This is a genomic window from Mucilaginibacter inviolabilis, assembly GCF_011089895.1.
GTDB classification, from domain to species: domain Bacteria; phylum Bacteroidota; class Bacteroidia; order Sphingobacteriales; family Sphingobacteriaceae; genus Mucilaginibacter; species Mucilaginibacter inviolabilis.
In genome coordinates this window covers 2392444-2419103 of record NZ_JAANAT010000001.1, presented here as the reverse complement: position 1 = coordinate 2419103, position 26660 = coordinate 2392444, and the positions used below count along the sequence as shown (strand labels likewise).

General features: G+C 39.7%; 26 protein-coding genes. 11 read left to right on the top strand and 15 right to left on the bottom strand.

What is annotated here, in order from left to right:
* Position 1 precedes the first annotated feature (1 nt).
* The 3 genes from G7092_RS09875 to G7092_RS09865 all read right to left on the bottom strand — a co-directional run bounded on the left by G7092_RS09875 (position 2) and on the right by G7092_RS09865 (position 3693).
* Positions 2-2362, bottom strand: coding sequence for a hypothetical protein (locus G7092_RS09875; protein ID WP_166088689.1), 2361 nt, complete (start codon positions 2360-2362; stop codon positions 2-4).
* Between the two features lie 80 nt (positions 2363-2442).
* The gene (locus tag G7092_RS09870) at positions 2443-2949 is read right to left on the bottom strand and encodes a hypothetical protein (RefSeq protein WP_166088687.1); all 507 of its coding nucleotides are present in this window, start codon (positions 2947-2949) and stop codon (positions 2443-2445) included.
* Between the two features lie 300 nt (positions 2950-3249).
* Positions 3250-3693, bottom strand: a complete 444-nt coding sequence (locus tag G7092_RS09865) for a hypothetical protein (protein ID WP_166088685.1) — start codon at positions 3691-3693, stop codon at positions 3250-3252.
* A gap of 246 nt (positions 3694-3939) precedes the next feature.
* Between G7092_RS09865 and G7092_RS09860 the strand changes: the two genes are divergently transcribed.
* Positions 3940-4116, top strand: a complete 177-nt coding sequence (locus G7092_RS09860) for a hypothetical protein (protein WP_166088684.1) — start codon at positions 3940-3942, stop codon at positions 4114-4116.
* Here G7092_RS09860 and G7092_RS09855 read toward each other — a convergent pair.
* The 7 genes from G7092_RS09855 to G7092_RS09825 all read right to left on the bottom strand — a co-directional run bounded on the left by G7092_RS09855 (position 4113) and on the right by G7092_RS09825 (position 14588).
* Positions 4113-6164: a hypothetical protein gene (locus G7092_RS09855; protein WP_166088683.1), complete on the bottom strand. Its 2052-nt coding sequence runs from the start codon at positions 6162-6164 to the stop codon at positions 4113-4115. The genes G7092_RS09860 and G7092_RS09855 overlap by 4 nt on opposite strands.
* An 89-nt stretch (positions 6165-6253) precedes the next feature.
* On the bottom strand, positions 6254-8377 hold the full coding sequence (locus G7092_RS09850; protein ID WP_166088682.1) for a hypothetical protein: 2124 nt from the start codon (positions 8375-8377) through the stop codon (positions 6254-6256).
* A gap of 139 nt (positions 8378-8516) precedes the next feature.
* Positions 8517-8957, bottom strand: coding sequence for a hypothetical protein (locus G7092_RS09845; protein WP_166088681.1), 441 nt, complete (start codon positions 8955-8957; stop codon positions 8517-8519).
* Positions 8958-9194: 237 nt separating this feature from the next.
* A complete protein-coding gene (locus tag G7092_RS09840) occupies positions 9195-9935 on the bottom strand; it encodes a hypothetical protein (protein ID WP_166088679.1) in 741 nt (246 codons plus the stop codon).
* Positions 9936-10071: 136 nt separating this feature from the next.
* A complete protein-coding gene (locus G7092_RS09835) occupies positions 10072-12522 on the bottom strand; it encodes a hypothetical protein (protein WP_166088678.1) in 2451 nt (816 codons plus the stop codon).
* Between the two features lie 96 nt (positions 12523-12618).
* Positions 12619-13890, bottom strand: a complete 1272-nt coding sequence (locus tag G7092_RS09830; RefSeq protein ID WP_166088677.1) for a PBSX family phage terminase large subunit — start codon at positions 13888-13890, stop codon at positions 12619-12621.
* A gap of 236 nt (positions 13891-14126) precedes the next feature.
* Positions 14127-14588, bottom strand: a complete 462-nt coding sequence (locus G7092_RS09825; protein ID WP_166088676.1) for a terminase small subunit — start codon at positions 14586-14588, stop codon at positions 14127-14129.
* Positions 14589-15057: 469 nt separating this feature from the next.
* Between G7092_RS09825 and G7092_RS09820 the strand changes: the two genes are divergently transcribed.
* From G7092_RS09820 to G7092_RS09810, 3 genes are all read left to right on the top strand, one after another.
* Entirely contained in the window at positions 15058-16311 is a 1254-nt protein-coding gene (locus G7092_RS09820; RefSeq protein WP_166088675.1) for a BamA/TamA family outer membrane protein, read from the top strand.
* Positions 16312-16477: 166 nt separating this feature from the next.
* Positions 16478-17074, top strand: coding sequence for a hypothetical protein (locus G7092_RS09815; protein ID WP_166088674.1), 597 nt, complete (start codon positions 16478-16480; stop codon positions 17072-17074).
* A 163-nt stretch (positions 17075-17237) separates the two neighbouring features.
* Positions 17238-17543 carry an RNA recognition motif domain-containing protein gene (locus G7092_RS09810; RefSeq protein ID WP_166088673.1) on the top strand — a complete coding sequence of 102 codons (306 nt, stop codon included), beginning with the start codon at positions 17238-17240 and terminating at the stop codon, positions 17541-17543.
* A gap of 94 nt (positions 17544-17637) precedes the next feature.
* On the opposite strand, the gene G7092_RS09805 is transcribed toward G7092_RS09810, so the two are convergent.
* Both G7092_RS09805 and G7092_RS09800 read right to left on the bottom strand, forming a co-directional pair.
* Positions 17638-17994 (bottom strand): hypothetical protein, encoded by a 357-nt coding sequence (locus G7092_RS09805; RefSeq protein WP_166088672.1) that lies wholly within the window; start codon positions 17992-17994, stop codon positions 17638-17640.
* A gap of 242 nt (positions 17995-18236) precedes the next feature.
* Positions 18237-18737, bottom strand: coding sequence for a GNAT family N-acetyltransferase (locus G7092_RS09800; RefSeq protein ID WP_166088671.1), 501 nt, complete (start codon positions 18735-18737; stop codon positions 18237-18239).
* Between the two features lie 522 nt (positions 18738-19259).
* On the opposite strand from G7092_RS09800, the gene G7092_RS09795 reads away from it, so the two are divergent.
* Entirely contained in the window at positions 19260-19565 is a 306-nt protein-coding gene (locus G7092_RS09795; RefSeq protein ID WP_166088669.1) for a hypothetical protein, read from the top strand.
* A gap of 57 nt (positions 19566-19622) precedes the next feature.
* On the opposite strand, the gene G7092_RS09790 is transcribed toward G7092_RS09795, so the two are convergent.
* Positions 19623-20324: a S24 family peptidase gene (locus tag G7092_RS09790; protein ID WP_166088668.1), complete on the bottom strand. Its 702-nt coding sequence runs from the start codon at positions 20322-20324 to the stop codon at positions 19623-19625.
* A gap of 198 nt (positions 20325-20522) precedes the next feature.
* On the opposite strand from G7092_RS09790, the gene G7092_RS09785 reads away from it, so the two are divergent.
* Both G7092_RS09785 and G7092_RS09780 read left to right on the top strand, forming a co-directional pair.
* Entirely contained in the window at positions 20523-20705 is a 183-nt protein-coding gene (locus G7092_RS09785; RefSeq protein WP_166088667.1) for a hypothetical protein, read from the top strand.
* A gap of 47 nt (positions 20706-20752) precedes the next feature.
* Complete coding sequence (locus tag G7092_RS09780) at positions 20753-21166, top strand: hypothetical protein (RefSeq protein ID WP_166088666.1); 414 nt, start codon at positions 20753-20755, stop codon at positions 21164-21166.
* 150 nt (positions 21167-21316) lie between these two features.
* Here the strand turns inward: G7092_RS09780 and G7092_RS09775 are convergent, their stop codons facing one another.
* Positions 21317-21655, bottom strand: a complete 339-nt coding sequence (locus G7092_RS09775) for a hypothetical protein (protein WP_166088665.1) — start codon at positions 21653-21655, stop codon at positions 21317-21319.
* A gap of 227 nt (positions 21656-21882) precedes the next feature.
* Between G7092_RS09775 and G7092_RS09770 the strand changes: the two genes are divergently transcribed.
* Both G7092_RS09770 and G7092_RS09765 read left to right on the top strand, forming a co-directional pair.
* Complete coding sequence (locus G7092_RS09770) at positions 21883-22197, top strand: hypothetical protein (RefSeq protein ID WP_166088663.1); 315 nt, start codon at positions 21883-21885, stop codon at positions 22195-22197.
* Between the two features lie 93 nt (positions 22198-22290).
* Positions 22291-22650 (top strand): helix-turn-helix domain-containing protein, encoded by a 360-nt coding sequence (locus G7092_RS09765; RefSeq protein WP_166088661.1) that lies wholly within the window; start codon positions 22291-22293, stop codon positions 22648-22650.
* A gap of 70 nt (positions 22651-22720) precedes the next feature.
* On the opposite strand, the gene G7092_RS09760 is transcribed toward G7092_RS09765, so the two are convergent.
* The gene (locus G7092_RS09760; RefSeq protein ID WP_166088659.1) at positions 22721-24952 is read right to left on the bottom strand and encodes a tetratricopeptide repeat protein; all 2232 of its coding nucleotides are present in this window, start codon (positions 24950-24952) and stop codon (positions 22721-22723) included.
* Between the two features lie 679 nt (positions 24953-25631).
* On the opposite strand from G7092_RS09760, the gene G7092_RS09755 reads away from it, so the two are divergent.
* Entirely contained in the window at positions 25632-26222 is a 591-nt protein-coding gene (locus G7092_RS09755; protein ID WP_166088657.1) for a TetR/AcrR family transcriptional regulator, read from the top strand.
* A gap of 53 nt (positions 26223-26275) precedes the next feature.
* Positions 26276-26644, top strand: coding sequence for a VOC family protein (locus G7092_RS09750; protein WP_166088655.1), 369 nt, complete (start codon positions 26276-26278; stop codon positions 26642-26644).
* Positions 26645-26660 lie beyond the last annotated feature (16 nt).

The window sequence follows — 26660 nt, the reverse complement described above, 5'->3', positions numbered from 1 at the left end:
CTTACAAATTCACCCTGTTTACCGTTTGGGCCAGAATGTTTTGTTGGTTGTTGATGTCTTTAACATCTACGTACACAGGGGGGAAGTTATTGATCATCTGGTAGGCCAGGGTGTTGGCCAGCTCTTTTACATCATTAACCGGTTGGTTGTAGTAGCGATTGGCATTGCCGCCATCGGTAAATATGCCGCCTATGGCGTAACCCCGGCTTGGGTTGGGTATCGAAAAATCCCTGCCGCCATGGGCCACATTGATGGCGCTTACCAGGTTACGTGCCCAGGGATTGCGCATGGCTTCGGATACTACGACCGCCTCGCCCGAACGCAGGTAGGCATTGGTATTATCGGTACGACTGTAACCGGGCAGCAAAGCGCCGCGCCCGTCCGACTGGTAATGCAGACCACCTTGGGCATATTGCGGCGGTTTTTGGGCCGCAATGGTGGCTACCTGTATAGCCGTAGAAGCAATAATACCCGGGATAACAAATGATGCCAGGATACCCGCCTGTGATGTAGCCTTGGTAACCGCCAATGCGCCATTGATAACGGCCTGCAGTATGGATGACTTTTGCTCCGATTTAAAGGCTTTTACCTTTTCGGCGGCTTCCAGCTTTTGGTATTTGGCTTCGATGGCCTGGCGTTGGGTGCTGGTGAGGCTTTTATTGCTCAGCTCGGCAGCTTTGTCTTTTTCCAGGCCTTTTATTTTGGCATCGCTTTGGTTTTTGATATTGTTTTGCAGGATGGAAAATGCCGAGTTGGAAACCTGTTGTGCCGCTTGTTGAATGAATTCATTACGTTGTTGCTCATACTGCTTGGTTAGTTGAGTGAGAGCTTCCTGTTTTTTTGTTTCCAGCTCCTTGATCTTATCGGCATTGCCGGCAGCCAGGCTTATTTCATAGTTGTACTTATCGGTGATCAGCTGTTTTTCGGCATCCAGTTTTTGACCGGGAAGGATGGCTTTATCAACGATCTTTTGGTCGTTATCTATAGTCAGTCTTTGTTGCTCGGCCGCAGTAAACATGTCTTGCATGTTCTTTTTGGCTTCGTCAAAATCATTTTTATTAAAAAATTGTACCTTATCGCCAATGGCCAGATGGAATTTGTCCTGCAGTTGCTCGGCCTGCTTATTATAATCATCCTGGCTGATCAGTTTTTTACTCAACTGATCATTTAATAAAGTCAGCTCGGTATCGTAATGCTGCTTATCCAGTTCAATCTGTTTGGCAAAAGTGATGGATTGGGCTTCGAGTAAATCGGCGCCGCGGGTTTGATCTTGTTCAATTTTTAAATCAGCTGTTTTCTTTTGATGGGTCTGGGATTTGACAGGTTTGTTTTGCTCATCGGTTGTTTTATTACCTAAAACACCTGTGCCGAATTTCTTTACCCTTTCTTCTATTTGTTCATACAGTTTTTCATTTTGAGCATTTAGCAAATGAGTATCTGTTGATAAATCATAAATGATTTTATCGCTGGCAGCACGCTGTTTTGTGAATTTTTCTATTTCATTTTCATATCCAACGCTTGCAAATCCCTCATCACCAACTATAGGATTTTTTTGATATTTCTTATAATCGTCATTCGCCTTGTTTTGGTTAGATATTATATCAAGATTTTTCTTTCTTTCTTCAGCCTTTTTTAAATCATTTTCCAAAGCCCGGCTTGCATTGGCTGTGATTTTGGTTTTTGCGGCTTCTGCATAAGCTGTTGCTAAAATTTGTTCTTTTAAGCCCTTATATGCATTTGCAGCTTTACCAGCTAAAATAATCTCGTCAGAAATGTTTTTGAAAGTGTCGGGCCATTGATCTTTCAATAAAACGATGGCCCTTTTTTTCTCAGTTAAAGAAAGATTATGATCTTGAGTCGCCTTGTATAATGCATTTAAAGAGGTAATTTCTCCTTGTGCCATCTGGTTGCCTTTTAATCGGGTTTGTATAAGCGATTCGGTTATAATAGCATTATCTTTCATTGCTTTTGCCAAAGCTGATAAGGTTGTTTGTCCTTTGAGCATATCGCTTACCCAATCAATAATGACTCCACTATAACTTGTAAGTAAGGTAATACCTACAGATACGAGAGAGTTCCAGGAAAGGAGGGATGAAGCTAATTCTTTAAGGACATTTTTAGGCTGCTGGCCAGATGCGGCAAGTTCCCTGTTTTGGATATTCAGTTTTACCATTGCGTCAACTACTTCAGGTAGTTTTTCGCCAATAGCCTTTAGTCCAGCCTGTAAGCCGTCGGCAAATTCAGGGAGCTTACTATTTACGCCATTTATAGAATTCTTTAACGCGTCTAAAGCATCTTTGTATTTATTTGCTCTGGTAATGTCATCGTCGGTAATACCGGGACTGTTGTGTTGGTTGTCCATAATAAATATAATGTTTTAAATGCCAATTGGCATATTTTACAACAAACGTTTATTCATTGTATGTGATTAGTATGAATTAATTATTGGAATTTATTTAAATCTTTCTCTACAGCTATTTTCCAGCTTAAATAGAAATTATTATCTACAAACTCAAAATTCTGCGGCAATTTATCAGGAATCGTATCATTTTTATTTACTACTTTCCAGTTGGGCTCGATGGAATAAATGCACCGTATAGCTTGTCTGTTTTTATAGATATAAGGAAAAAACTTATAGTCTATATATGTACCGATATAGGAAGATTTATATTTTTCCAGACTATCGTCAACGATTGCTTTTCCTGAAGAAATTAATTTATAATCTGATGAGGTTTTTGATTTTACTAGCCTCATTAATTCTAATTTTAACACAGAAACATCACTTACAAAATATTTATAAGCATAAACCTTATCACCTTTGCTAAAGCGATGATGTTTTAGTCTGTAACAGTAAGCCTCGATTAATTTGAAATTAAATAACGCTAAACTGAATAGTAATATTAAAACTCCTGCGGTACTAAGTACTATATATCTCTTTTTGTTTGACATTGAAGGTTAGGTAAAGTAATGATTTAAGTTTTGCTAATTTTATTGGTAAAAATAAATAATAGTTTGAATAAATCAAATATTGTTAATAATTATTGGATATTCTGAAGTAAGATTACTAAGAGTATCTATCAAGGTATAGAATATCATTTAGAGGTTTGTTCAGGTGTACTCTTAATTACTCGCTTAGTCAGTACATACATGTGTTGATGGGAAATTTATTTATTAGAAGCACAGGCGACACACGTGCGCCAGCAGAGGGGATTGTTGGTTATATTGTACCTGGCTTAGTAAACGAGAGTTTTAATAAGTGTTTCGTTCTTTATTTGCTACTAATGGTAAAACGATGTAAAGATCACTGTCTACATAAGCATATACTTTAGGCAGAATGTCTCCTCCCTTGGGGAGTTTATTTATTACCCGTTCATCAAGATGTATAGAATGAAAAGGTACTATTACATTTTCTCCATGTACTACCCCGGGAACATATTTAACTTTTATATAAGTGCCAATATAGGAGGATTTGTATTTAATAAGGCTATCACCTATTACAGCAGTTGAAGCCATAACAATTTTCATATCAGAAGAAGATGTAGATTTAGCCAACCTGAAAAAAAGTAGTGGGTCATTTTTACTGCTGCTAAGAGGAAAATAATCAGCAATGTAAACCTTATCCCCCGTTTTAAAAGGATTGTTTTTGGCATTATCATACCAAGCCATAATTAATTGACGGTTGTAGAAAGCCATAATGGATGATAATATCAAAACTCCTGCGATACTAAATATGATATATTTTTTTTGTCTGACATTGGAGGCTAGGTAAAGTAGTGATTTGGGATTTGCTAAATTTTTTAGTAAAAATAAACAATAGAATATTCAATTGCAAATAATAATTAAAGTTGTGGATAATATTGCGGCGATAAGATCGAATACCTCAGTTCAAAACCTGTAACAAAATAGCGGGCTCATCATCCTATTGAAAAATTCAGCCATATGATCGTTTTAAAATCCGATTACTTTAGTACGCATGAGCGCCTTACCCGCTTTATCAACGAAAACCACATCAAACGCGAGGATATATTGGTTATTACCCAAATCCCGGGCTCGTTCACCATTCTGTTTTATGGAGACGACTCGGTGGAGGAAATCACACACGGCTTGTTCTCTTAACCCAGTTTTACCAGTTCTACCTTAGTAGGTTGCCCGCTGCGCCAGCTGTCAATTTTGTTGATGTAGTAATAGCAGCCATCCTGCTCCAGGTAAACGGGGATAAGGAGGTTAAGCTCCAGGATATCGCGCGGTGTTAACAGAAAGTAGCGTGCCACCTTTTTGGTTTGCTGCAATATTTTTTCCAGTTCGGGATAGTAGGCTATCCGCAGATCTTCCCAGAGCAGACTATGCTCGCCGCCGGGTTTATAAAAATAGGGCAGGGAAATCACATCATTCACCGTAATGCGGTTGGTGCCATCGGTAAAGGTAACCGAGGGCGCCCCGTTTTGCTGGCGCAGGTCGATCTTCTGATCTATCAGTAAACGCGGCTGTGTGTTGATGCTGAAATCAACGGCATCGGCATCCTGCGAGGTATCAATCTTTAATATCTGCGCCATGGTGCCGCCAATGTATGGCCGGTTAAGGGTAGGGGCAAACTGGCTCTCGAACAGGGCGGTGGTTAAAGGCAGGGTTTTATCGGCCACATTGATCTGCGCGTTGCCAAAGTTTTTGGGCAAAATGGCGTCATCTTCCTTATAGGTCATGGTGTTAACCTGGGCGTAATTACCCAGCTGAAAGGCAACGGTTTTACCCTGGTCAACGCATTTGCTCGTCCAGTTTGTGGCCACAGGTATATTATTCACAATATCGCGGAAGGACGAAAAAGTAATCATGCGCGTGGTGTTATTGGTTTGGCAAATAATGCCGAAACGCTGCAGCGTATCTTTCAGCAGATCCTTCTGGGTAATATCCGGGAAAATACGCTCGCACTGGATATCCTGCCCAAATAAAGTATCCTGGTTATCGGCCTTAATAGTTAGCTCCGCAGTGCCCGGCATGCTAAACCGCGAACCGGTAAATCCCTTAAATTCGTAACCCACATGCAGCTTCCCGCCAATGGGTAATTCCGCATCGGCCGAAAGAGTGACCGGATCGGTAGTGTTTTTATGGGCGTATAAATTCAGGAAGCCCGATTGTTTATCGATAACAATATTATCTTTCAGATCGAAATTCTGAGTGGCCAATTTTACTTCGCCATTTGCAGGGTCGGTGTAAATGATATTGATATCGAGGTTGGAGGCATAATCACCGGCAAACTTACCGTAGAAATAAAAGGAAGGTATTTTTACCGTAATGGTAACTTTTGTAATCGCTTTGGCCACATATCTGCCTGCTGATGCCTGGTAATTGGAGTCGCTGTTGATGATGTTTTTGAAAACCACCGTGCCGATATTGTTTTGAACGGTGGGATGCGATACATTCAAATCGTTACCTAACGACGCGTTTACACCAAGCGTTGTGGAGTTTTGGTAATCGGTACCATGTGCCAGGCTATCATTGGCAAACTGTACGATGAGCTTATCATACATGGGCTGCATCAGCAGAAACGAACTTTGATCGATCTTATACCCTGCCGTTTGCGCGAATAGCTCGATAGCCGTTTTCAGGAAAAAGCCCGGACGCTGGTAACGCACATCAATTTGGGGATTATTTGAAAAGTCGGTAGCTATCCGGCCGTAATCAATCACGGGCCATATAAAGCCGTTGGTGTTTTTTTGCGAATAGGCCACCGTATTCAGATCCCATGTATGCTGATAAGGCCCAAAAGCGTTTTGCTTACCTATATCGGTAGTGGTATCGCCCATGTCATAGATCTTGACATCCAGCGCATCAAAAAAATCAACATTGCCGCTGAGCACCGTTACGCTGGCGGTATCCTGCTCAATAAGATTAAGTTGGGCTATAGCCGATGGCACTATCTCCAGTCCATCCTGTATGATCTTAGCTTCGTAATTATCATAGGGCAGGTTGGTAGTGAACGCGACATCATCCGGAAAGCCCAGGATCTGCCGGTTGCGCTGGGTAAGAGGCAGCTTAAACTGATTGCTGGTATTGCCCTGCTGGTTCTTCACCTCGGCCAGGTTATTGATCTGGAAGGTGAGGGCGATAGGGCTATCGTCGCTCAGATCAACCAGTTGATTGTTGAGGTATAGTTGTAGTTGGTTCATGGTCAAGTATAAAGTCGGGAGTCTTAAGTACTAAGTCGTAGTCATAAAATCAAGTCTTAGAACTCATGACTTACGACTAAATACTTTCACTACTGCGTTTGTATATTAATTGATGGCATGTTAAACGTTACGCTGAATGGCGCCTGGCCGTTGCGGGTTTCATATTCGCTGTAGGTGGCGGTATTGATCACGATGGTTTGCCATTTTACCGGGTTTTTGTTCACCAGCATCTGCACTTTGGGCGAGTATTTGATAGACTGCAGACCTTTGATATCATTAACCGATAGGTCTTCGGCCATTACTTTCATTTTTTGCCCGGCCGTTTTGCTGATCACTTGTTCAATGCCTTCCTGGTTTTCCCAGTCGCTCACAAAATTTTTGATGATCACGGCATTCTGCACGTCCAGACTTAATTCCTGATTAAAAACAAAACGATAATATTCCCAGCTTCCGCTTAAACCTATCCAGCGCAGGTAAACAGAGTTATCGTCAACAGCATCATCAATCCGGATGGTTTGTGTTTGGGTAACCGTATGGGTAACGTTCTGATCATCATTGTATTTGATGGCGAGGTTCATATAAAAAGCCTCCCGCGGGAAACTGCCATTGATGCGCAGCCGGTTAAGTCCCAGCTGGGCGGCTAAAGGTGTGTTTGCCTGAGTTTGATGAGCAATGACGAATGAACTGCCGTCCTCATTCAATAACCAGGAACCATCCTCGTTAAGCAGGTAACTGGTTTGTTGCCCGCCGGCAAGCGGGTTACGGTTAATATCCAACAAAGTGAGTTCGCAATATAATTGCAGGCCCAGCAAATCCTCGCTGTAAATAAAGCCAATGTCAAAAGGATAGTCGATGGAGTAAGCGGGTTCGGTAAAATCAGTTACCCAGCGTGCCAGGAGTGCCGGGTTGTTCATGGTTTTAAAAGGCACATAAGCCGCCAGGTTGCCACCATAACGATCGCCCAACTGCTTGGCGGCATACATCACGTAAAAGGGATTGGGTAGCGATGTAAAGGACGATGTAAAACCATCGGTCGTGCCATTGTCATAATGCTCGGCGTATTCAATCTGGTAACTAGCACTCAGGTTGTCGTCCCTGAAATTGATCAGCGTAAAATCGCTGTTATCAACCGGACGCAGTAAGCTTTGTAAAAAGTTAGAGAGATCGGCTTTGATGATGCCCTCGTTATTGGGCCGATTGATGGCAGTAATGGTGTTTTGATGCCCGGTAAGCTTATCCTGGTAGGTGATACGGGTAATTACATGATAATACGGCCGCATGCTGTTGATATTGATATAGCCTGTGGCATTGCCATTGTAAGGTGTGGTAATGGTAATTTCGTTGTAATTACCCACTTTATCAACCACGTAAACACCCTGGTATGCACCGGCGCTTACATATACTTTGTCGCCGGTAATAACTTTGTATTTGGCTGTTTGGGGATCGAGCAGGGTGGTGTTTACGGCTATTTTGGCGTAACCCTTTTCGTTGTCCTGGGTAATGCTGATAATGCCAAAATCCTTACGCTGATAGGTGAACACAATAGGGTTAAAGGCCGCGTTCCAGCGGGAGATATGGCCTCCGCCCAGGTTCACTGAGGGATCATCGATCAATAAGCCCGATGTGGTGGGTATGGTAACAGCGGTTTGGGCTGTACAACCCAGCGGATTACTATCTTTGACCGATGGCTGAACCAGGCCGCCGCTCAATCCGGTAAATGTGGGTGATAACTGCCAGGAGGCACCGAAATTGTTACTGTACTGGATAGGCCCGTAGCTGGATGAAGCATTAATGGTGATCTGTGCGTCGGCTGCCCCAACGGCTGATTCAGGTTTATCTACATTAACGTAGTTTATCTTCAGATCACATACCGACGGATTGGTAGGTGGCGGCCCGTCTCCCGGTTGTAAGGAAACAATGGAAAACGTGGTATAAGTGCTGGATATCGGGTCACCCTGCGGACTGTAATGGCTTTCGCGCACTACTCCGCTGTATATTTTTACCGACTGACCGGGTACCGTTACAGTTTCGGTACTGGAGTAACCATCTGTGTTGATCTGGTAGGTTACCACACAGTTGTTACCGTTTGTGTATTGCCCGGTATTGGTATCGATGATGGATACCAATACGTCGGCGGTATCAATTTCGCCCCCGTTTTGGTCGGGGTAAACGGTTGTCCAGTTGGTTTCTTCTATGATAGCTCTTAAGCTCATGAGAGGTTCATTTTGAATTAGTGATTTAGTGAATTGGTGATTTAGTGAGTTATTGAATGGTGAGTTGTGAATTAATGGATAAATAATACAGTTGGAGTTTTAACTAATACACTTTTCAATTCAATAATTCACTAAATCACTAATTAATACCGTACATGGTTGATAGAGAAATGGTTAGGCCGATACCAGTAGTGTTGGCATCAAACTTATTATAAACCGGCTGACATTTGGCCTTGCTGCCTGCTTTGATGCGGAAGTACCGGCCGTCACCATCGCGGTATTTGGATGCTTTTACAATGAATTCATTGGCCAGGCGTAAAGCCTGGTTTACAAAAGTTTCGTTTTCGGCAGTGTACTGTCCAAACTCGGTTTGGTACAGGAATTCGATATAGGCGGTAAACACATTATCTACCGAACCGTTTACCTGGGGCGATACCTCTATGGGTTGCAAAGGGTACATGAATACACACGGAAAGGCCGCTATATCATCAGCAAGAGTATTCAATTCTGTTTGGGTACCATAGGCAAACGTGGGGCTGCCTGTTAAGGTTTGTACGATAGCTTCTATTTGGTTGCGCATAGGGTTTAATTATTGAATTAGTGATTTATTGAATTAGTGAGTGGTTGATTGAGTTGATTAAGTGAGCGGTGAGTATCAAGAATACTGGGAAATCCAACATTTTAATAAAATTCACTACTCACCGCTAACTACTCACCACCTCACTATACCTCCGCTGATACTCTGCTTCGGTTTTGTTGAGCAGGAGTTTGGTGAGTACACGTTCGTAAGGCATGTTCAGGATGGTATCCCATTTGGTTATATCGCCGCCGGCCAGTGAGTTGATGGTGTTGATGTATTTGAACTTCTCGAACGATTGGATACCCGCCCGTTTTTCCAGCGCAGTAGGAGCCGATGCCAGCAGCTTGTTTTCGGCCTCGATAAGTTGGGATAACAGGAAAAAAAATGACGCGCGATGGGCAGTGCCTCCGTTACCCGCATTTTTTTAATCTCGTTACAAAATTCCTCGGCCTGGTATTCATTGTACTTTTGCCCGGTGGCCCTGCAAAAAAAGTAATGGGCCAACACCTGGCAGCAGGCACTTAATGAGGGGTTAAAACGCTCCTGCCAGTCTTCATCGCCATACTGTTTTATGTGGTTATTAATCTCATCGGCTATAATATCTCTGGCCGCCATAAACGCCCCAGCCGGCTCAACAGAAAGATCACGACTTACTTTTACACATTTTCGCGTCTGCTTTTCCTGTGCATCATGTAAAATAAAAACAACCTCTTTGGGTATTACTTCGCTATTGTACAAGTGTTTAATCTGGTGCGATAAGGCCATTATGGTTTCGGTGAATACCTGGAAATCCTGGATATTTTTTACGTTATGTAATTCATCAACAGCAATGCCCGAAAGTATACTGATGGCTTCAATATCGCTTAGATCCGGTTTTTGTTGCATAGCCATTATTTGTCCGAGTGTTACCTCGTTTAGCTCCGTGGGGATTTTTACCACCAATTTGCCGGTGATTGTTTGGAGTGTTTTTTGGATCATGATTTATTTTGATTTCGGATGTTCGATTTCGGATTTATCAATTCGAGTCTATTGATGAGTGGAGTAGATAAAAGTTTGTAAACGTTTTTTATACGCCTACAAACTTTTAGATGCTTTTTTATGCTGTGAATAAAAGTTAAAAAGTTGTCAAAGCCGACCTTGTCCAACCTGTGCTCGTTTTAATATAAAAGTAATTATTGTCGTAAGCCTGGTCTCCAATTACTCCATGTGTATCTGCTGAAGATGATGGTGTATATTGGTAAGCTCCTATACTGCGCCATGATGTGCCGTTATATATCCATGCCACACTCAGGTTATTTAACGGGTTACTATTATAAGCTATAGTACCTGCGGGGTAGGCTGTTGAAGAAGGTGTGGTAGCAGTAAGGATAGAAGGAGGGGTTTGATAGTGTTTGCTAAAGGCGGTCCAGTTTAACGATCCGGTTGATTTACTGATATATACATCGGAACTGTCATTGGGCAGTGTTCCATTTATGCCGTAATTATCATATTTATATGGTAAACTAAACCTGCTTGTTACCCTTGACATTTCAACATTACTTCCCCAGTTTTCTGTAAAGGTTTTAGTTGTGCCGGCATCGGGTAATACATAAGATCCGTTTGGTAAATTTGTTACCATTTGATGATAGATCCCGATATTGCTGCCTATGCCTCCATTATTGGTTATTTTAAGTCTTACATAACCACTATCAGTTGGGCCCGACGGAGCAATCAAGGAAATTGTATTAGGATAGGTGCCATTTGAAGTATTTAAAGTGACTTTATCATAAATAACTCCGCTTTTTGAGTTTTCCAGATCAAAGGTAAAAGTGCCACTAACAGCAACTAAAGCTTGATAGGTGATGTATTGCTGAGAGCCTCCTAACGGGACAGCCGTGATATCCTGATAAACGGAAGATAAGCCCATAAAGGAAAGCTTTGCAGCAGAAGGTGTATTAACAGGTACTCCGCGTTGAACATTATAAAACGAAGTGCTGCCCGTCATAACCCATGGTTTAGGTGGCGTTTGATTCGAACCTGTTGTAGAACCCCATTCCGGGTATATCAATAAGTTTTGCGGTATACCGCTTTGAACCCATGTGGAGCCTGCCTCACTAAAACGTTTAGTAGTTTCAAAATTATGGGGAGCACCATATCTTTTTGATATAATATAAGGGGGAGTTATTGCTGTACCTCCATAGGGGTTTCTATTAAATGAACAATCAAGAAATGTAATATTTGAGGTCTCATTGCTGGCACTTTGTACAACATCGAGATTGTTAAATCCACCAAAATTGCAGTTCTTAAAATTATACTGTGATTGATCGCCCGTATTTATTGTTCCTGCTGTAGCGTTGATATACAGACTACCTAAATTTAGACTACTGATATTGCAATTCTCAAAGTTAACGATATACCTGGAATTGCTGCCTGTTGAATTGGCAATAACAGATACTCCTTTATCGGGCCTTAACGGCAGCTCCATCCCTTTGAAAGTAATTACTCCCTGCATATTAAATGTACCGTTATAGTTATATAGTATCTGTTGTACCCCTTCGGTTCTGCCTCCTTCAAAATTTATATTACCGCTTATACCGTGGTTAGTGATCAAGGTAGTAGGGTTACCCGTTGTATCAGGAGTACAGCTAAAGTTTGCGTCAATAACATGTATATCAAAGCCTAAGTTGCTGCCACCAATTTCAAACAGTGTTCCACCTGCGCGTACCTGACCCATCGGCTGAATAAATAAATGTGAAAATGATTGCCCGGTGGTACTATCCATGTAAAAAAACTTTTGCCCGCCGGCGCCGGCGCATTTCATAAATGTTATGAACTCTCCGTTCCGACCTGCTTGACCAAGTATTCCGTAAGATGTAGTAGCTCCGCGCACTATGATGCTTTCGAGATAAGGTTGTGAAAAGTTTGTCCCATTAAATAATACGCCATATGCTGCTGAATCAGGCAGACATTCCAGTGATATGTTTTTTAACTTTACTCTTACATATGCCCTGTTTTTGAATGTAATAATACCTACGTTAGATTTTTTGCCGGTGTACTGTATTAAAGTGCCCTGTGTTGCCGAGTATTCTTCGACTGTACCATTCATCTCGAAAGAACCATAATCTCCTAGCATAAGCGGCTGGCTGATATTATATTGACCCTCTGTTAAATTTAATAACCAATGGTTTTGCGCAGAAGCATTGATAGCTTGCTGTAACATTGCATAATTATCTGTTCCAGAAAAAGATGAGCCGACTGTAACGCCATCTGGTACTGCACCAAACCATGTGGCTTGTACGGCATTATCAAAACGCCTCTGCCAAAAACCACCGCCTTTTGCGGGGAATACTGTACCACTATCAGGTATAGCCGATGGCACCCAGGCAAACAAGCCGCCTCTTAGTTTATCGGTTACGTAAACCTGCTTTGATAATTTGGCATAGCTTTCAAGTGCATTTATTGTTGGTAAAGAGTAGGTATAGGATACACCAAGCTGATGTCCTGTACTGTCGGAATTTCCTACAGTGGTTTGCGCATTGGCCGTAAAAGCAAACACGGCTAATAAAATTGTAATTAACTTTTTCATTTGTATGTGATTTAATAATTTGAAAATTTGGCGACTATATATGGCTTATACAGTCTTAAAAAACCTTTTAAGTTGCTTGGTAGTATTGTTAATAGCTTAGCTTTTAAAGTCGCACGCTATACCAATCATCTGTTCAAAAACTCCGGTTCTTGATTGAGGTTTAGGAATAAAAGGCAAACGCGAGCTTAGTTTGTGCTCGTTATTGACCTTCAGCTTGTTTAAAGCCACGTAACGCAGTGGATCTATCAGGTGATTCCATTTGTCAACGGGTTGGTTAATGGTTTTGCCGGACTGATCTGTACGCCACTTATAACGGTTAAGCTCGTTACGTAGATTAACACTGTTGCGGGTTACATTTATTTTGTATCGTTTAAGTATGTCGATAGAGTTTTTGATGCTATCGGCACCCTTTTTAGCGCCGGTAATGTACCATCCCATACGTTTGAGGTCTTCTATTGATTTGGGCTCGGCACTATCGGCAATAATCTCCGTTGCTTTGCTTACACCACATGCTTTAAGTCGGTCGGCTATATCGGCATTGGTTAAGCCGGTTTCGTAAAACAGTTCATTTATCCAGAGCTCACCATTTTGCCGGTATACCAGCAGGCAGCCGGTTTCATCGTTAGTAAAACCAAAATCAAGGCCTGCGGCTATCAAACGGGCATCTTCGGGTATCTGATTGCATAGATACCAGTTGTTAAATATCAGGCCTGTAATTTTGCCGGTGATGCCCCGGGCGTATACCTTCCATAGTTCTATATCATCCTTTTTTAATGATTCGATCTTATCTCGCATAGATTGATCGAGGTAGGGGTTATGCCGGTGGTCAGAAATAATTAACTGCACATGGGACTGGCCTATCAGCTTTTCATGTACCCAGAAGCCGGTATTAGGGTTGTAATCAATAAAGATACGTTGTTTGGTACGCAGAGCCAGTTCGTGGTAAACATCCCAGGTTATACCATTGGCCTCGTTAACAAACAGATAGTCGCGCTTTCCCGATTTAGCGTCCTGGGCATTATCATAGCTTTTAAATTCAATGACACTGCCATTATTAAACTCAAAAAGCCTGTCGGTTTTATTAAAGCTTTTCACCATATCTTGTAAGCTGGTTGATTCCTGGTAGATGTTTAATGCGTCGCGCAGGGCTCCGGCTTTCAAATTTGGCACATCTTGCGCCACTATGGTGATCACTAGTTTAGAAGTCTGACAGGCCAGGCAGAATAAAACCTGTTCAATAGCATAAGTCTTGCCCGAACTGGTTCCACCCTGGTTTACAACCACCTGGGCGCTGGAGAAATAGTTTTGCCCAAAAAGTACCGATCCTCCCAGGCCGTTAAACGGGGGCGCATTGATATCATTCATCATGATTATGGAGTTAAGATTTATCTTATAAGCATAGGGCAGAGACGCAGTATGCTTTATATGTATATAATGCCATTTGGCATAAATGAACTCAAAAATACTAATAAATTTAGTTAAATCAAAATGTTTTTTGAGATTTCGGATTTGGGATGTTCGATTTCGGATTTATTTTGATTTTTAGTCAAAGTTGAAAATTCCTAAATCCCCAAAATCCGAAATCTCCATTCCGAAATCCGAAATCAAAGCATCACTTCCTTTTCGCTGCCCGCGGGTAGGAGGCCGGTATTCCGGATCTCCACCTGGAGGGTATTGTCAGTTTTGGAAGGCTTTTGTACCTCTGGTTTATCATTCCAGCCTAATGTTTTAAGCGCGAATATAACTCCGGTAGGTGTTTGGTATAAGCGCGACTCGTAAGCGGCTTCTAAGCGCAGGCGGCCACGTTTTAGTACATGGGCATGTTTTCCGTTAATCTCATAAGCTTCAAACTCTTGTTTGCTGCTAAAGCCAAGGAACAACGCCATGCCAGCTATGGTGGCAGATTCTGACTTCCGATCGCACACTTTTTGTACTGTTGAAGTGGGATCTTTTCCGTTATCTGGTTTTTGCCCCATAGGGGATGCGCCCTCAATGTATTTGAAATACTGCTCAATACGGTTGGCTAACACTGCCGCCGATTTTGAATAATAAGTGTGAATTTTCATTAATTAATGTTTGAATTGGTGAACAAGGGTTTTTGGAGTAAGGATTTTGGGAACAATAGCAAGGATTTCTGAACAGAGCAAACACTTTCGCTATTTAGTTTTTGCTGTTCCAAAAGTCTTTAATCCGAGAAATATGATATGAATGACAATTGGAATAATCACTAACAAATATCGGCAATAAATTTATGAAATGCTAATTTTTTTGGCAATTTATAATAAGGGGCTGATAAGTAGGTTGTTAATTTACAACTAGAGCGATTGTTACCCTGTTATAATTTAACCGGCACAAAATTCTTGTAACTATATATCCGCTTGCGCGTCTTACATTTCGGAAATAAGGTTTTATAATACAAAATTTAACGGTAAACTTTGTTTGATAGCTGTCAAATTAGTTTATTAAAACGGCCTTCTGGCTTATTATTTTTATTATTGCACCTGATAACCATTCATCTACCCTGGTACTATCATAATGCGCATACAAAAAATACTTGTTCTTATTTTTACTTTGGCAATTTTCTTTTCCAGTAATGAAAAAGTATGTGCGCAGGATACGCGATATATCCCTATCGGACATCCAAAATTTAAAGATACCTTAATTGTAGCTCACCCGGATACCACTTTTGAAAAAGATATTTTTGATGTTATCAAATCATTATTTGATAAAAACTACAAAGAAAGCAAGGCCGATTCGGTAACTACAAAACCGGTATTTTCCATTGTACCCGCAGTAGGCTATACCCTGCAAACAGATCTGGCTGTCACCTTATCGGGTAATGTGGTTTTTAGAACCGCCCCTAACACCCGTATATCTACCATTACTATTAATCCGGCCTATACGCAAAAAAAGCAGGTGATCATACCCTTGTTGTCAAACATATGGACAAAAGACAACAAGTATGATTTCATTGGCGATTTCAGGTTTTACAAGTATCCGCAAAGTACTTATGGACTGGGGAGCCATTCTAAGTTTGGGAATGAAAACCCGCTTGATTACTCATTTTTTCGTTTTTCTGAAACGGTATTGAAACAAATAGCCGGTAACTTTTACGCGGGCTTAGGCTATATTTTTGATGATCGCTGGAACATGTCAGAGCGGGGACAACTTAACGGCGGCGAATCTGATTATAAAAGATACGGACCCATTGCCCGGGCCATTTCAACAGGTATTACCTTTAACGCTTTGTTTGATAGCCGTGATAATTCTATAAACCCTTCCCGTGGCTTTTATGCATCGTTGCAATATCGCGATAATTACTCTTTTCTGGGGAGCACTGCTCCATGGCGCTCCCTGATTATTGATGTGCGTAAATATTATAAAGTCCCGGCAGAGTCTGATAATGTATTGGCTTTTTGGTCATACGATTGGCTGGTGCTCAACGGGCGCCCGGCCTATCTCGATTTGCCCGCTACCGGTTACGATCCCAATAACACCACCGGACGGGGATATATCCAGGGACGGTTCAGGGGAGCGCAAATGGTTTACCTGGAGAGTGAATACCGGTTTAAAATTACCCGCAACGGATTATTAGGTGGTGTAGCTTTCTTAAACGCGCAATCTTTCTCGGCTGCTCCCGGCTCGGGATTGCAAAGTATACAGCCCGGCTTTGGCCCCGGCTTACGGATCAAACTCAATAAAGTATCCAAAACTAATATTGCTATTGATTATGGCTTCGGTCGCGAAGGGTCCAGAGGCTTGTTTATTAACGTAGGCGAAGTATTTTAAAGATATTATTTACAATTATCTTTTTTATGGATATGTAATTACAATATTTTTTACGAGGTTAATAATAAAGCTCATTAATTGTAAAAAAATGTTAAATTTTTGTTTAAACTCACTAAATTGATAAAACTAAAGCTATTTATTATTAATTTTAGCTATCTATTAATCTATGAACGGTATAAGGTTTACTAAATGGTTATTTTCTGCTCTTTTGTTCATCTCGGTGGCTGTTTCGTCATGCCAAAAAGATGACAATGTAAAGAGTATAGATTCCACTAAGTCAATCGCCGCTGCGGATAGTGCCTCAAGCATGAGCGTTGTTAACACTCCTGGAAATTTTTTAGCAGGTAAGGGTACGCTGAAGATCACCATTGAAGATTCTACTTATACTTTTGATGCCGCTACAGACTCCGTAGCTTTTATCAATGTACATAGTGGTGATAGCAGGTATTTTGGTATTACTGCTATTAATAAAGCTCATACCATGAGCTTTGGCATCAGCTCTGTAGGTTTTGCTGCTGCTAATGTTAACAGTAAGGTGGCCGGTAGTCAATTCCTTTTTAAATTGGATGAGAAAAAGCCCGTAGTGCAATATACTTTAACTAAATACGGCGGCAAAGACGATTCCGGAAAGATCAGTATTGAAAAATACAATAATGATAATTTGATAGCTAAAGGAACATTCTTTACCTTTTTAGCCAAAGATGATAAGGCCAATTCTCCTTTTTACAGGGTTGAGGGCAGTTTTGAACTTCAACTTAAATAATTTAACTCCCGCCGATTTTTTTGCTGGTTTTTTTAATAATCTTCAAATATTTTTTGTTACGTAATTTGAAGGTAAAAAATACTAACATATCCGCTTATGCTTTACATTGCTGCCCGGAATGTGACCCTTTTTTCGTACCTTTACATAAATTTTAAGGAGATTAATGAAAGTATTTATAGCAGGGCTTCCTTTAGAAGTAGATGAGGCCGAATTAACAGCTGTTTTTGGTGATTTTGGGCCGGTTAAATCGCTCAGGATCATTAAAGATCGCGAAACAAAAGAGAGTAGGGGTTTTGGCTTTGTAGAGATGGTTAACGATAATGAAGCAAAAGAGGCTATAAGATGCATGAATGGTGCAAGTTATTATGGCCGGCGGATTACCGTTAATGTTGCTGAAGACAAAGGGCCTGGCTTTAATGGCGGTGGAAATGGTAGCACCACAAACAAAGGCAGCTTTAAACGTAACTAGTATAAGCTAAAATAAAAGTATTCTTTTTTGATATAAGCCGGATAATCCGGCTTTTTTTATGCTTGTTGAATTATTATTTATGCAGTTCTTGAAATTAATAAGCCTCAATCATTAATGAGCTGTTGTTATCAAGGGTTTCCAATAAATAATCAAGCTTTAAATTTAGCTCATCAAGCGGTATTTCCCCGCTCTTAAATGCAGTAGTAAGCAAACCCAGTTCGGTGGAGATATTGGGTGTTTCTATACCCAGATCGGCAGTAATATTGTTTAGTTGTCGCTGATTCTCTTCTAAGACATTAATTTTATATTCAGCCGCGGTGAGTAGGTATATTTTTTGTACATCATTGGAGTACAGGTGGTTGCTTACCTTGTTTTCTTGTTGTTTATTGAATACAACTAAAAGTATTGCAGCAACAATAGCGGTAATTACAAACATCATTACAGGTTCCATTTTTAAGTTTTATAATTGGGGTAACTGAAGCCCCGGGCTATCAGCAATTATTAAAATAAATATATGAGTATTATATGTTACTTATTACTATAATGTTGATAAATCGAAGAAATGTTAATAAGTATTTAAAATTTACTCCTCAGTTAAAAGGGTAGTATATATTTTCGTCTGTTTATAAAGTTTTATATGAATTGGGGTGGTTTATTTGTAAGAGCGTAGAGTATTGGGTTTATACAATATTTCTAAAGTCGTTTTTCATAACAGCAAAACCTTAACCCGGGTCTAAAACTCAGATCGATTTCACCTGCATATAAATAACCCAGTTTAGGAAATAGTTTTTGAGTAGCCTGATTGCTGGTATTGGTATCAATGCGTAATATTTTAATATCCCGAAGCTGTGCTTCGTTTTCGGCCTGTAATAATAAAGCAGCAGCAATACCTAATCCGCGATATTGGGGACTTACAGCAAGGCGATGCGTAACTAAGGCTATCTCTGTAATATCCCAGCCAACTTTAGCATACTCTGGTTCCTGATCTGTTGTTATAGCAGTAACACCTGCAATTTGTCCTTCTACCTCAGCTACCCAAAGTTGATTTTTGTTGATGTCTGTAGTAAACACAGTGCTATTAGGGTAATTATTGTCCCATTGAAGGTTCCCGGATGCTATCATTATGGGTACAACTTCCGCAATCAGTTTCATAATCTGAGGAACATCATTTAATGTGGCAAGACGGATCAGCATAAGAATATATTTATAGTATAAAGAAAGCCAAATTATAAAAATTGAATGCATCCATACAGGAATTTAATTAATATGTACTTCGTATGACTTTGAGTTTATTATTGGTGGTATTCGTAACTATAATTGTAATAGGTGATGATCTTAGGAGGGATAGGGCTGTTCCTTTTACCTATTGATGAGATTTGCGTTGTTTGATTTTTAGCTGTATGATAATAACCCATATCATAAGCAGTAGTATGGCATAAAATGCAATATTCTGTAATCTATTGCCAACACTGAGTGAGTGATCAATGAAATGTAGGGCTTTGGCCAGCATATCAATTGTGGTAAGTTTAAGTTACTAAGGTCTTATCGCTTTGTTTTACAATAGCTTACACTATCAAAAATAGTCATTTTATATTTTAATGTATATGGTATTGTATCGGCATTAATAAGTCTGTAAGGGTTGAATGTGTGAATAATCATCTCATTGTTCCTATATTTACTGGTAAACAGCAAATAATCACTTTAAATATATAAATTATGACCCTTGTGGAGTTTTTAAAGTGGCTTAAACGAGAGTCTGAAACTATCGAAAAACTCAATGCTCGTAATTATTATGTGCATTTGGATCAGTTGTTTAAAATAATTGCGTACGACGGCGCACGGTTAGACAAAAAACATGCCCTCATGATCACCACATATCTGCAATATATTGCTAATACCAAACGCGATGAATTTAGAAATGATCTGTCTAAAACTGATTTGGCGGAGATCCTCGAAAGTGTAAAAACTGATATAGATTGCATGATTTTTAGAATTGAGCAGGGAAACAAACCGCTTATTTAATCGCATGGTACAAAATACCCTGGGCGCAGTATTATTCGAGCCCGTAGGATATCCATATTAGTGGTTGTGTTTTTTGTGAATGTCTTTTACCAGGCACAATTTCTTAATATCAGCTATCTTGATAGGGAAAGGGGCGTATTTAAGCCGGTGCCCGATCATTTCGGTAGTATTGTCTGAATGGGCAAATACCTCGTCGGGATTATCGCCAACTAATAATCTTTTATACATGCGGTATTCGCCCCATTCAATATAGTATACCTCGCCGGGCAGTATTTTTTTATCATGGATTACCTTTAAGGCTACCCAGCAACCATTTTCCAGATAAGGGTACATCGAATGTCCCCAAACCGGCAGTGCAAAATCGCAATCCTCAATTCCGGGAAAGTTCATACGGCCAACCGGCATCGAATCATTGATGTCATTATAAACTTCAACGCCGGAAGCTGTAGCCGAAATCTCATACATTGGAATACCTTCTTCTGTTTTTTTTTCTGTATTTTTTTCTTGAATTGTGTCTGATTTTACTCCAGAAATAAATTCGGCATACTTTTCTTTAAATATTTTAAGCTTTTCTGGATCTATATTCTGTCTGCTCTTTATTATTTCAGTAATGGAACTAGGTGAATTAAAACCAAGGGCCTCGGATAATTGAGCGTTGCCCGTAAATGCTTTTCCTTTAAGTTGGTTATAGAGTATAATAAATTCCAGCGTTTCCGGACGAATGGTTTTGATCTTGTTGGCTTTTGGTGTATCATCCATGTTAATAACTTTTTAAAGATTATTCTTGATTTAAATAAAGATAATTCTGTATATTTGTTCTGTTGATTCTGCTAAAGTACTACAATTATTTACAATAACAAATATATTTAATACAGAAATTAAAGAATATTTATTACAGATAATTGTAATCACAGAAATCAACTTTCAAGAATACCCAAAACCGTAAACAAATTTACCATGTATATAGCCTATTCCGCCATTCAAAAACAAAACGATCACGATCAACAAAATTCCAATTTACAACCTCTCCATGAACAGGCCATACGGTACCACGCGTATGTGGAAACGTGTACAAAGTATAGTAAAGAAATAGCCGCTATACAAAAATACCTACCCGGATGGACTCCAACCTTCAGATAACTCCCCACTCAACAAAAGCTTTATTCAATAACCTTAACAACAATACCATGATAAAAATTGCACAAAAATTAAAAGATCAGTTATGGTGGCTCATCATATCTGTAGATTATGATTACAGCCGGATTGCCATTGCAGACCACGACCTGAACGACGATACCCTTACACTTTGGCTGGAAGATAAGCAGGATTACAAAAATTCATTGGACGAATGTCTTCAGGTTGATATTAAAGCACGTGAGTTTGCTAAAATAATAAAGGCAGAGGGGCTTAATAGTTATGAGGGTAATAAGATGCATCCAACTAAAAACTTTGTTTATAAGGCGCGTATCGAAATAAATACACCATTGAAGTGGTACCAGGATGATGCTGCTGTTATTGAACAGCAATGGGCTCGTGAAACTGTTTTAAAAGCCATCCTCACTCAGCTTGTTGAAACCGAAGCTGCCCGCATTTATGATTAAGCTTGTTTTATGTATTTTACTATGCCAAATGGAATTTTATTCATAGTTGTAAAAGCATCAAATGCAGGGATATTATCCCTGCATTTGATGCTTTTGGCTTAAATAGTTATGATTACGTCTGGTAGTGTAATTAATCCGGACGGCTACTTTTTACTTCACTCTTACCTGCTGTTTTTCTTCCTGTTCTACCTCTACCAATTCTTCCACTTCACTGATTGCCTCGGCCGGTTGGCTTGCGTAATTTAATTTACGGAAACGCCACTGCGCAAAAGCAGGCTCCTGGAAACGATTGATCAGTTTAAAAAATTTGGGGAAATTGTGTACCTCTTCCAATAATACACCGGTTACTATACCATTATTATCCAATATTTCGCGGATGGTATATTCCTTATCCTTGGTTATCCAGATCTCAAAATCCCTTCTTATCTCTTCGCTTTTTTCAGGATCAATCCTGTCATTTATGCAAATTACCTTATCTCCTGGTTTCATGATATGTTATGCTATTTGGGCTGTGTTTTATTATACCTGCAGCCAATATCCATTACAAAGTACCGCTTTTTAAACGGGAATTTAAAAACACAGCCTATAATTGTTCAATTCCCTGATATATAATTTATGCTATCAAAACTTATATATGCTCATATTTTAAGAGCCGGAAGTAACTTATTCATTAAAAATGTCGTAATAACAGATTATTTTATAATGTATTAAATGTAATGAGCTTCTTTTATTTTTTCCTGGTTATAGGTTCGGTGATAGTTTATTTGATTTTAAGATTTGATAAACAACAACGTCGTAAGCAAAAAATGCTTTTAAAACAAACGAGTGATGTGCAGCCGTTATTGCTTATGCAAAGTTTAGGGCAGAAGCTTCGGCGGTTAAATGAGGCATTGGCTCAAAATGTTGCAAAAAGTGAAATAAATGCCCAGCTTAAAAAAATAACTGCCGATTATAACTGCGGCCGCATCACCATACAGGTTTATAATAGCAGGCTTAATGAATTACTGCAAAGGGTAGAGGGAACGTGTTGATTTACAAATCTGTTATGAACTAGTTTAGCAGCAGAGGCAAAAAATAAATAAATATTTGCCAAATGAACAAATTGTTTATTATTGCAGTCGTATATGTCTGACGAAGCAATAATAAAACGGTTAAAGGTAATTGTAAAGGAGCATGGTGGGCAACTGGGTCTTGCAGGTGCTATAGGAGTTGATCAGGGTTTTATCAGTAAAGTGATCAATCAGAAACAGGATATCAGTTATTATTTGATCCGTAAGCTTTGCTTTCAACTTAAATACTCACCCGAGTGGCTTATCCTGGGAACCGGTGAAAAAAAAATAGATAAACCTGAGTCGGCTAAACTAATCACCGAAATCCAAATGATGCGTACGGAGGTTGATATTTTACATGCCCGTATGCGTGCTTATGAGATGGAGATGAAAGAACTACGCGAGCAATTGCATCTGGATAAAAAAGCAGGATAAGTTAACTTTTAAAAAATGATATAAAAAAGGCCACCCTATAACAGGATGGCCTTTTTGTATGTCTTAAATTTTACCGGCAGTAACGGTTGGCTATTACCGCCGCCTTTTTTAAACCGAGTTCAACAGCCTTGTTAAAATCGGTACAGGCTTCTGGTTTTTGGTTAAGTGCAACTTTTATAAGCCCCATTTGTAAGTATGCCCCTGCGTATTTAGAATTTAGGGTGATAGCCGTAACGCAATCAGCAAGTGCGCCTGCTGCGTCATTAAGACTCAGTTTTAGCTCAGCCAGATCAGTGTAAACATAGGAGCCATCTCCAAATTTTAAGGCATTATCAAAATCGTCAGTTGAGCCTTGTTCATCACCTAGTTTACTTTTGGCGATGCTGCTATGTGCATAGGCTTTGGCATTCCGATTATTGATATAGGTAGCATTATGAAAATCGTCCACTGCTCCTGCATAATCTTTTAAGGCTAATTTAACATCACCCCTGAACAAGAAAGTTTCATCATTTGAATAGATGGATACCGCTTTATCCAGGTCGGCCATGGCTGCCTTGTAGTTTTTTAACCTGGCCTGTATATGTCCACGGTTTTGATACACCACTGCTGATGAATCAGAAGTTGAGTCAATTTTTATGGCTGCGCTAAAGTCGGCTAATGCACCGGTATTGTCCTGGAAATCGGCACGATTAAGACCCCGCTTTAGCAATATTGAAATGTTTTTTGGGTTTTTAGCGATACCTGCATCATAATCGGCCATAGCGCCTTGTATATCGCCTGCAGCGGCTTTTGCTTCGCCTCTGAAAAGATAAAAGTTAGAGTTTGTTGGATTTAAGCTAATGGCAGTTGTAAACAGCGATACGCCATTAGTAGTGTATTTATAAAAATCGGTTACCCTGCCTAAGCGTGTATAAACATCCTGGCGTTGCGGCGAAAGCGATAAAAGCTTTTCAAAATCCTTTACAGCCCCGGCCTGATCATTTGTCTTATCCTTTTCGATACCACGGTTTAAATAGGCATACGTATAATTGGGGTTTACCTGTATGGCTGTGGTATAATCGCGAATTGCTGCCTGTCTGTTGCCCAGATTGCGGTAAGCATCACCACGAACCAAATAGGCCTCGTCGCTTTTATTGTTAATATTGATGGCCTGGGTAAGATCGGCTATTACACCGGCAGTATCTTTTAAAGCCATTTTTGCTTTACTACGGCTTATGTACGCCTTTAAGCTTTTAGGGTTTAATATAATTGCGCTGTCGGCATCTGATTTGGCCCCATCGCCATCGTTTAGTTCTAATTTAACTAATGCACGGTTTTGATAAGCATCTGCGTTTTTAGGATCAAGCGCTATGGAATGATCTAAATCTGCCATAGCACCGTTATAATCTTTCAGGTTGCTTTTTACCAGTCCCCGGTATAAATACACATCGGCCCTGTTAGGATACTGGCTAACGGCCTTATTAAAATAATCAAGTGCCGCTTTACTGTCGCCGGTTTTACTTGCAGCGTTGGCCAGGTAAAAAAATAAGTTTTTGAGGCCGGGGTTAATGGCTGCAGCTTTTTTATAGTCGTCTACAGCACCTTTATAATCACCCTGGTTTCCTTTGGTGTTGGCCCGGTAAAGATAAGCTTCGGCATTTTGAGGATTAAAGGTTAATGCGGTAGTATAATCGGTTATCGCACCATTATAATCATTGATGCTTGCTTTGGCATCAGCCCGGTACCGGTATAAGTCGCCTTTTTGAGGATTTAGTTTTATAGCTGTGTTATAATCGTCAATAGCGCCCTTAAAATCGCCTTTGTTGTTTTTGGCCAGCCCTCTGTATTCATATAGCTCAGCATTGCCCGGGCTCAGTTTTAAGGCAAAGGAAAAATCGGCAATGGCACCGGTATAATCCTGCAGATTTGATTTGGCACTGCCCCGGTACTGGTACATTTTAGCATTCTGAGGTTCAAGGGAAATGGCTTTGTTAAAATCATCAATAGCATTGTGATAATCGCCAATGCTACTTTCGGCATTGGCCTTATAATAATATGCCGTTGCGAAATTTGACCGGAAACTGATGGTTTTTGCATAATCTGCAATTGCAGCTTCATAATTTTTGAGATTACCATAAGCATTTGCGCGATAAAAATACGCGTCGCTGTTACTTTCATTAAGCTGTATGGCTTTGGTAAATTCCTGTACAGCGGCATTGTAATCTTTTGCACTAGCCCTGGCATTTCCATTTTGTATGTAAGTACTTGCTGTTTGGGCAAAGGCGCTTAAAGGAAATAGGAAAAGGAGTAAGAATTTTTTCATTTATGAATACTGGTTTGCAAGTTTCAGTAAAACCAATAGAAAACTTAACAAAGGCCATACCGAAAATAAAAGCCGCCGAAATATACTCTAAATAATGATTTATTACGTGATTGAAACAGAGTTTGTGGCATAAAAGCCCCATAATTAATTTTTTAAATAAGGTGTTTTATGTAAATATTAACTTATAAGGACAAAATTTAAGTTATTAAGAATAGAATGTTTCATTTATTTCATCTGTATGATTTTGGTCCCGTCTTTTATTATAGAAAATAAGGGCGGTGCAAATCAGGATGCAGAAAATAGCAGATGATTCAATAACAAAATGAATTAGGGGGATATGACCAGGGCTATTGGAGATTAAAATACCGGCATCTGGCAGAAGTAATCCAAAGAGTGGAAAACAAAAGAACATTCTTAATATTATTAATTTTTCCATAATTATTAACATTTAGTATGATAATACTAAGATAGGCATTATTTTGTTGTTATTTGAATAAAAAAACAAACTAATTCGTACTACAGTTGAAGGGCGAAAAGGTTTTTGTTTTTTTTTGAAAAAAAATTTGAGTAACCTGGTAAGATAAATCGAAACACAAGAGTTTGCCCGGGTGGAGCAAAGCAGAAAAATTAAAAAATATTTTTAAATGAATGAACGCTCACTTATATTTGCAATGACAATATGAGACCACGCGACGAAAATAAAGAGTTACTGATACGCCAAAAAGCTATTGAAATGATAGTTGCCGATGGCCTTGACGGATTTAGTGTAAACAAACTGGCAAAAGCTGCGGCAGTATCACCGGCTACTATCTACATTTATTACAAGGATAAGGACGATCTGATTACACGGTTGTGTGTGGATGTAGCCACTAATATGATGGATTATAGCTTTGTGAATTTTTCTCCTGAAATGGATTTTGCTGAGGGGCTAAAAATACAATGGTTAAACCGGATGAAATATTTCGACAGTTTCCCAACAGAAATGGAGTTTATTGAAACAATGCGGTATACCCATTATTACGAAGAGGTAAGTAAATCACTCACCGTTACTTTTGGATCGTTATTGGGACCGTTTATGGAAAATTCTGTTCGGAAAAAACAATTGATACCATTGCCATTTGAAGTATACTGGTCCATAGCTTTCGCTCCTTTATATCAGTTAATAAAGTATCATCACCAGGGCAAGAGTTACGTAAATAATGAATTTGAACTTACCGAAAAGCTAATGATGCAAACATTTGAGTTGGTGTTAAAGGCGCTTAAGCCGTAAAAAAATTTAATTATTTAAATAAATGAATATTCACTTATAATAAAAAAGAAAAAATGAAACTCAACCATATTAATCTCTCGGTAACAGATGTAGCAGCAAGCATCCGTTTTTTTGAGCAATATTTTAATTTTAAATGTATCGAAGTAAAAGGAGATAACCTGCTGGCGGTTTTGCAAGGCTCAGATGGCTTTACTTTGGTACTAATGGCTAATAAATTTAACCGTAATGGTAATTCCGCATATCCCGAAGCATTCCACATCGGATTTTTTGTTGAAACCCGTAACCAGGTGATGGATATGTATAACCGGTTACTTGCCGGAGGATACGCTACAGAACACCCTCCGGGTAGCCTGCGCGGCAGTTATGGCTTTTACTTTATTGCTCCTGGAAATGTGCTTACCGAAATTACCTGTAATGCGTAAAATTGATCAAAACATA

Coding starts and splice junctions, on each gene's coding strand:
- G7092_RS09875 (WP_166088689.1), bottom strand. CDS start 2,362: ATGGACAACCAACACAACAGTCCCGGTATTACCGACGATGACATTACC.
- G7092_RS09870 (WP_166088687.1), bottom strand. CDS start 2,949: ATGTCAAACAAAAAGAGATATATAGTACTTAGTACCGCAGGAGTTTTA.
- G7092_RS09865 (WP_166088685.1), bottom strand. CDS start 3,693: ATGGCTTTCTACAACCGTCAATTAATTATGGCTTGGTATGATAATGCC.
- G7092_RS09860 (WP_166088684.1), top strand. CDS start 3,940: ATGATCGTTTTAAAATCCGATTACTTTAGTACGCATGAGCGCCTTACC.
- G7092_RS09855 (WP_166088683.1), bottom strand. CDS start 6,164: ATGAACCAACTACAACTATACCTCAACAATCAACTGGTTGATCTGAGC.
- G7092_RS09850 (WP_166088682.1), bottom strand. CDS start 8,377: ATGAGCTTAAGAGCTATCATAGAAGAAACCAACTGGACAACCGTTTAC.
- G7092_RS09845 (WP_166088681.1), bottom strand. CDS start 8,957: ATGCGCAACCAAATAGAAGCTATCGTACAAACCTTAACAGGCAGCCCC.
- G7092_RS09840 (WP_166088679.1), bottom strand. CDS start 9,935: ATGATCCAAAAAACACTCCAAACAATCACCGGCAAATTGGTGGTAAAA.
- G7092_RS09835 (WP_166088678.1), bottom strand. CDS start 12,522: ATGAAAAAGTTAATTACAATTTTATTAGCCGTGTTTGCTTTTACGGCC.
- G7092_RS09830 (WP_166088677.1), bottom strand. CDS start 13,890: ATGATGAATGATATCAATGCGCCCCCGTTTAACGGCCTGGGAGGATCG.
- G7092_RS09825 (WP_166088676.1), bottom strand. CDS start 14,588: ATGAAAATTCACACTTATTATTCAAAATCGGCGGCAGTGTTAGCCAAC.
- G7092_RS09820 (WP_166088675.1), top strand. CDS start 15,058: ATGCGCATACAAAAAATACTTGTTCTTATTTTTACTTTGGCAATTTTC.
- G7092_RS09815 (WP_166088674.1), top strand. CDS start 16,478: ATGAACGGTATAAGGTTTACTAAATGGTTATTTTCTGCTCTTTTGTTC.
- G7092_RS09810 (WP_166088673.1), top strand. CDS start 17,238: ATGAAAGTATTTATAGCAGGGCTTCCTTTAGAAGTAGATGAGGCCGAA.
- G7092_RS09805 (WP_166088672.1), bottom strand. CDS start 17,994: ATGGAACCTGTAATGATGTTTGTAATTACCGCTATTGTTGCTGCAATA.
- G7092_RS09800 (WP_166088671.1), bottom strand. CDS start 18,737: ATGCTGATCCGTCTTGCCACATTAAATGATGTTCCTCAGATTATGAAA.
- G7092_RS09795 (WP_166088669.1), top strand. CDS start 19,260: ATGACCCTTGTGGAGTTTTTAAAGTGGCTTAAACGAGAGTCTGAAACT.
- G7092_RS09790 (WP_166088668.1), bottom strand. CDS start 20,324: ATGGATGATACACCAAAAGCCAACAAGATCAAAACCATTCGTCCGGAA.
- G7092_RS09785 (WP_166088667.1), top strand. CDS start 20,523: ATGTATATAGCCTATTCCGCCATTCAAAAACAAAACGATCACGATCAA.
- G7092_RS09780 (WP_166088666.1), top strand. CDS start 20,753: ATGATAAAAATTGCACAAAAATTAAAAGATCAGTTATGGTGGCTCATC.
- G7092_RS09775 (WP_166088665.1), bottom strand. CDS start 21,655: ATGAAACCAGGAGATAAGGTAATTTGCATAAATGACAGGATTGATCCT.
- G7092_RS09770 (WP_166088663.1), top strand. CDS start 21,883: ATGAGCTTCTTTTATTTTTTCCTGGTTATAGGTTCGGTGATAGTTTAT.
- G7092_RS09765 (WP_166088661.1), top strand. CDS start 22,291: ATGTCTGACGAAGCAATAATAAAACGGTTAAAGGTAATTGTAAAGGAG.
- G7092_RS09760 (WP_166088659.1), bottom strand. CDS start 24,952: ATGAAAAAATTCTTACTCCTTTTCCTATTTCCTTTAAGCGCCTTTGCC.
- G7092_RS09755 (WP_166088657.1), top strand. CDS start 25,632: ATGAGACCACGCGACGAAAATAAAGAGTTACTGATACGCCAAAAAGCT.
- G7092_RS09750 (WP_166088655.1), top strand. CDS start 26,276: ATGAAACTCAACCATATTAATCTCTCGGTAACAGATGTAGCAGCAAGC.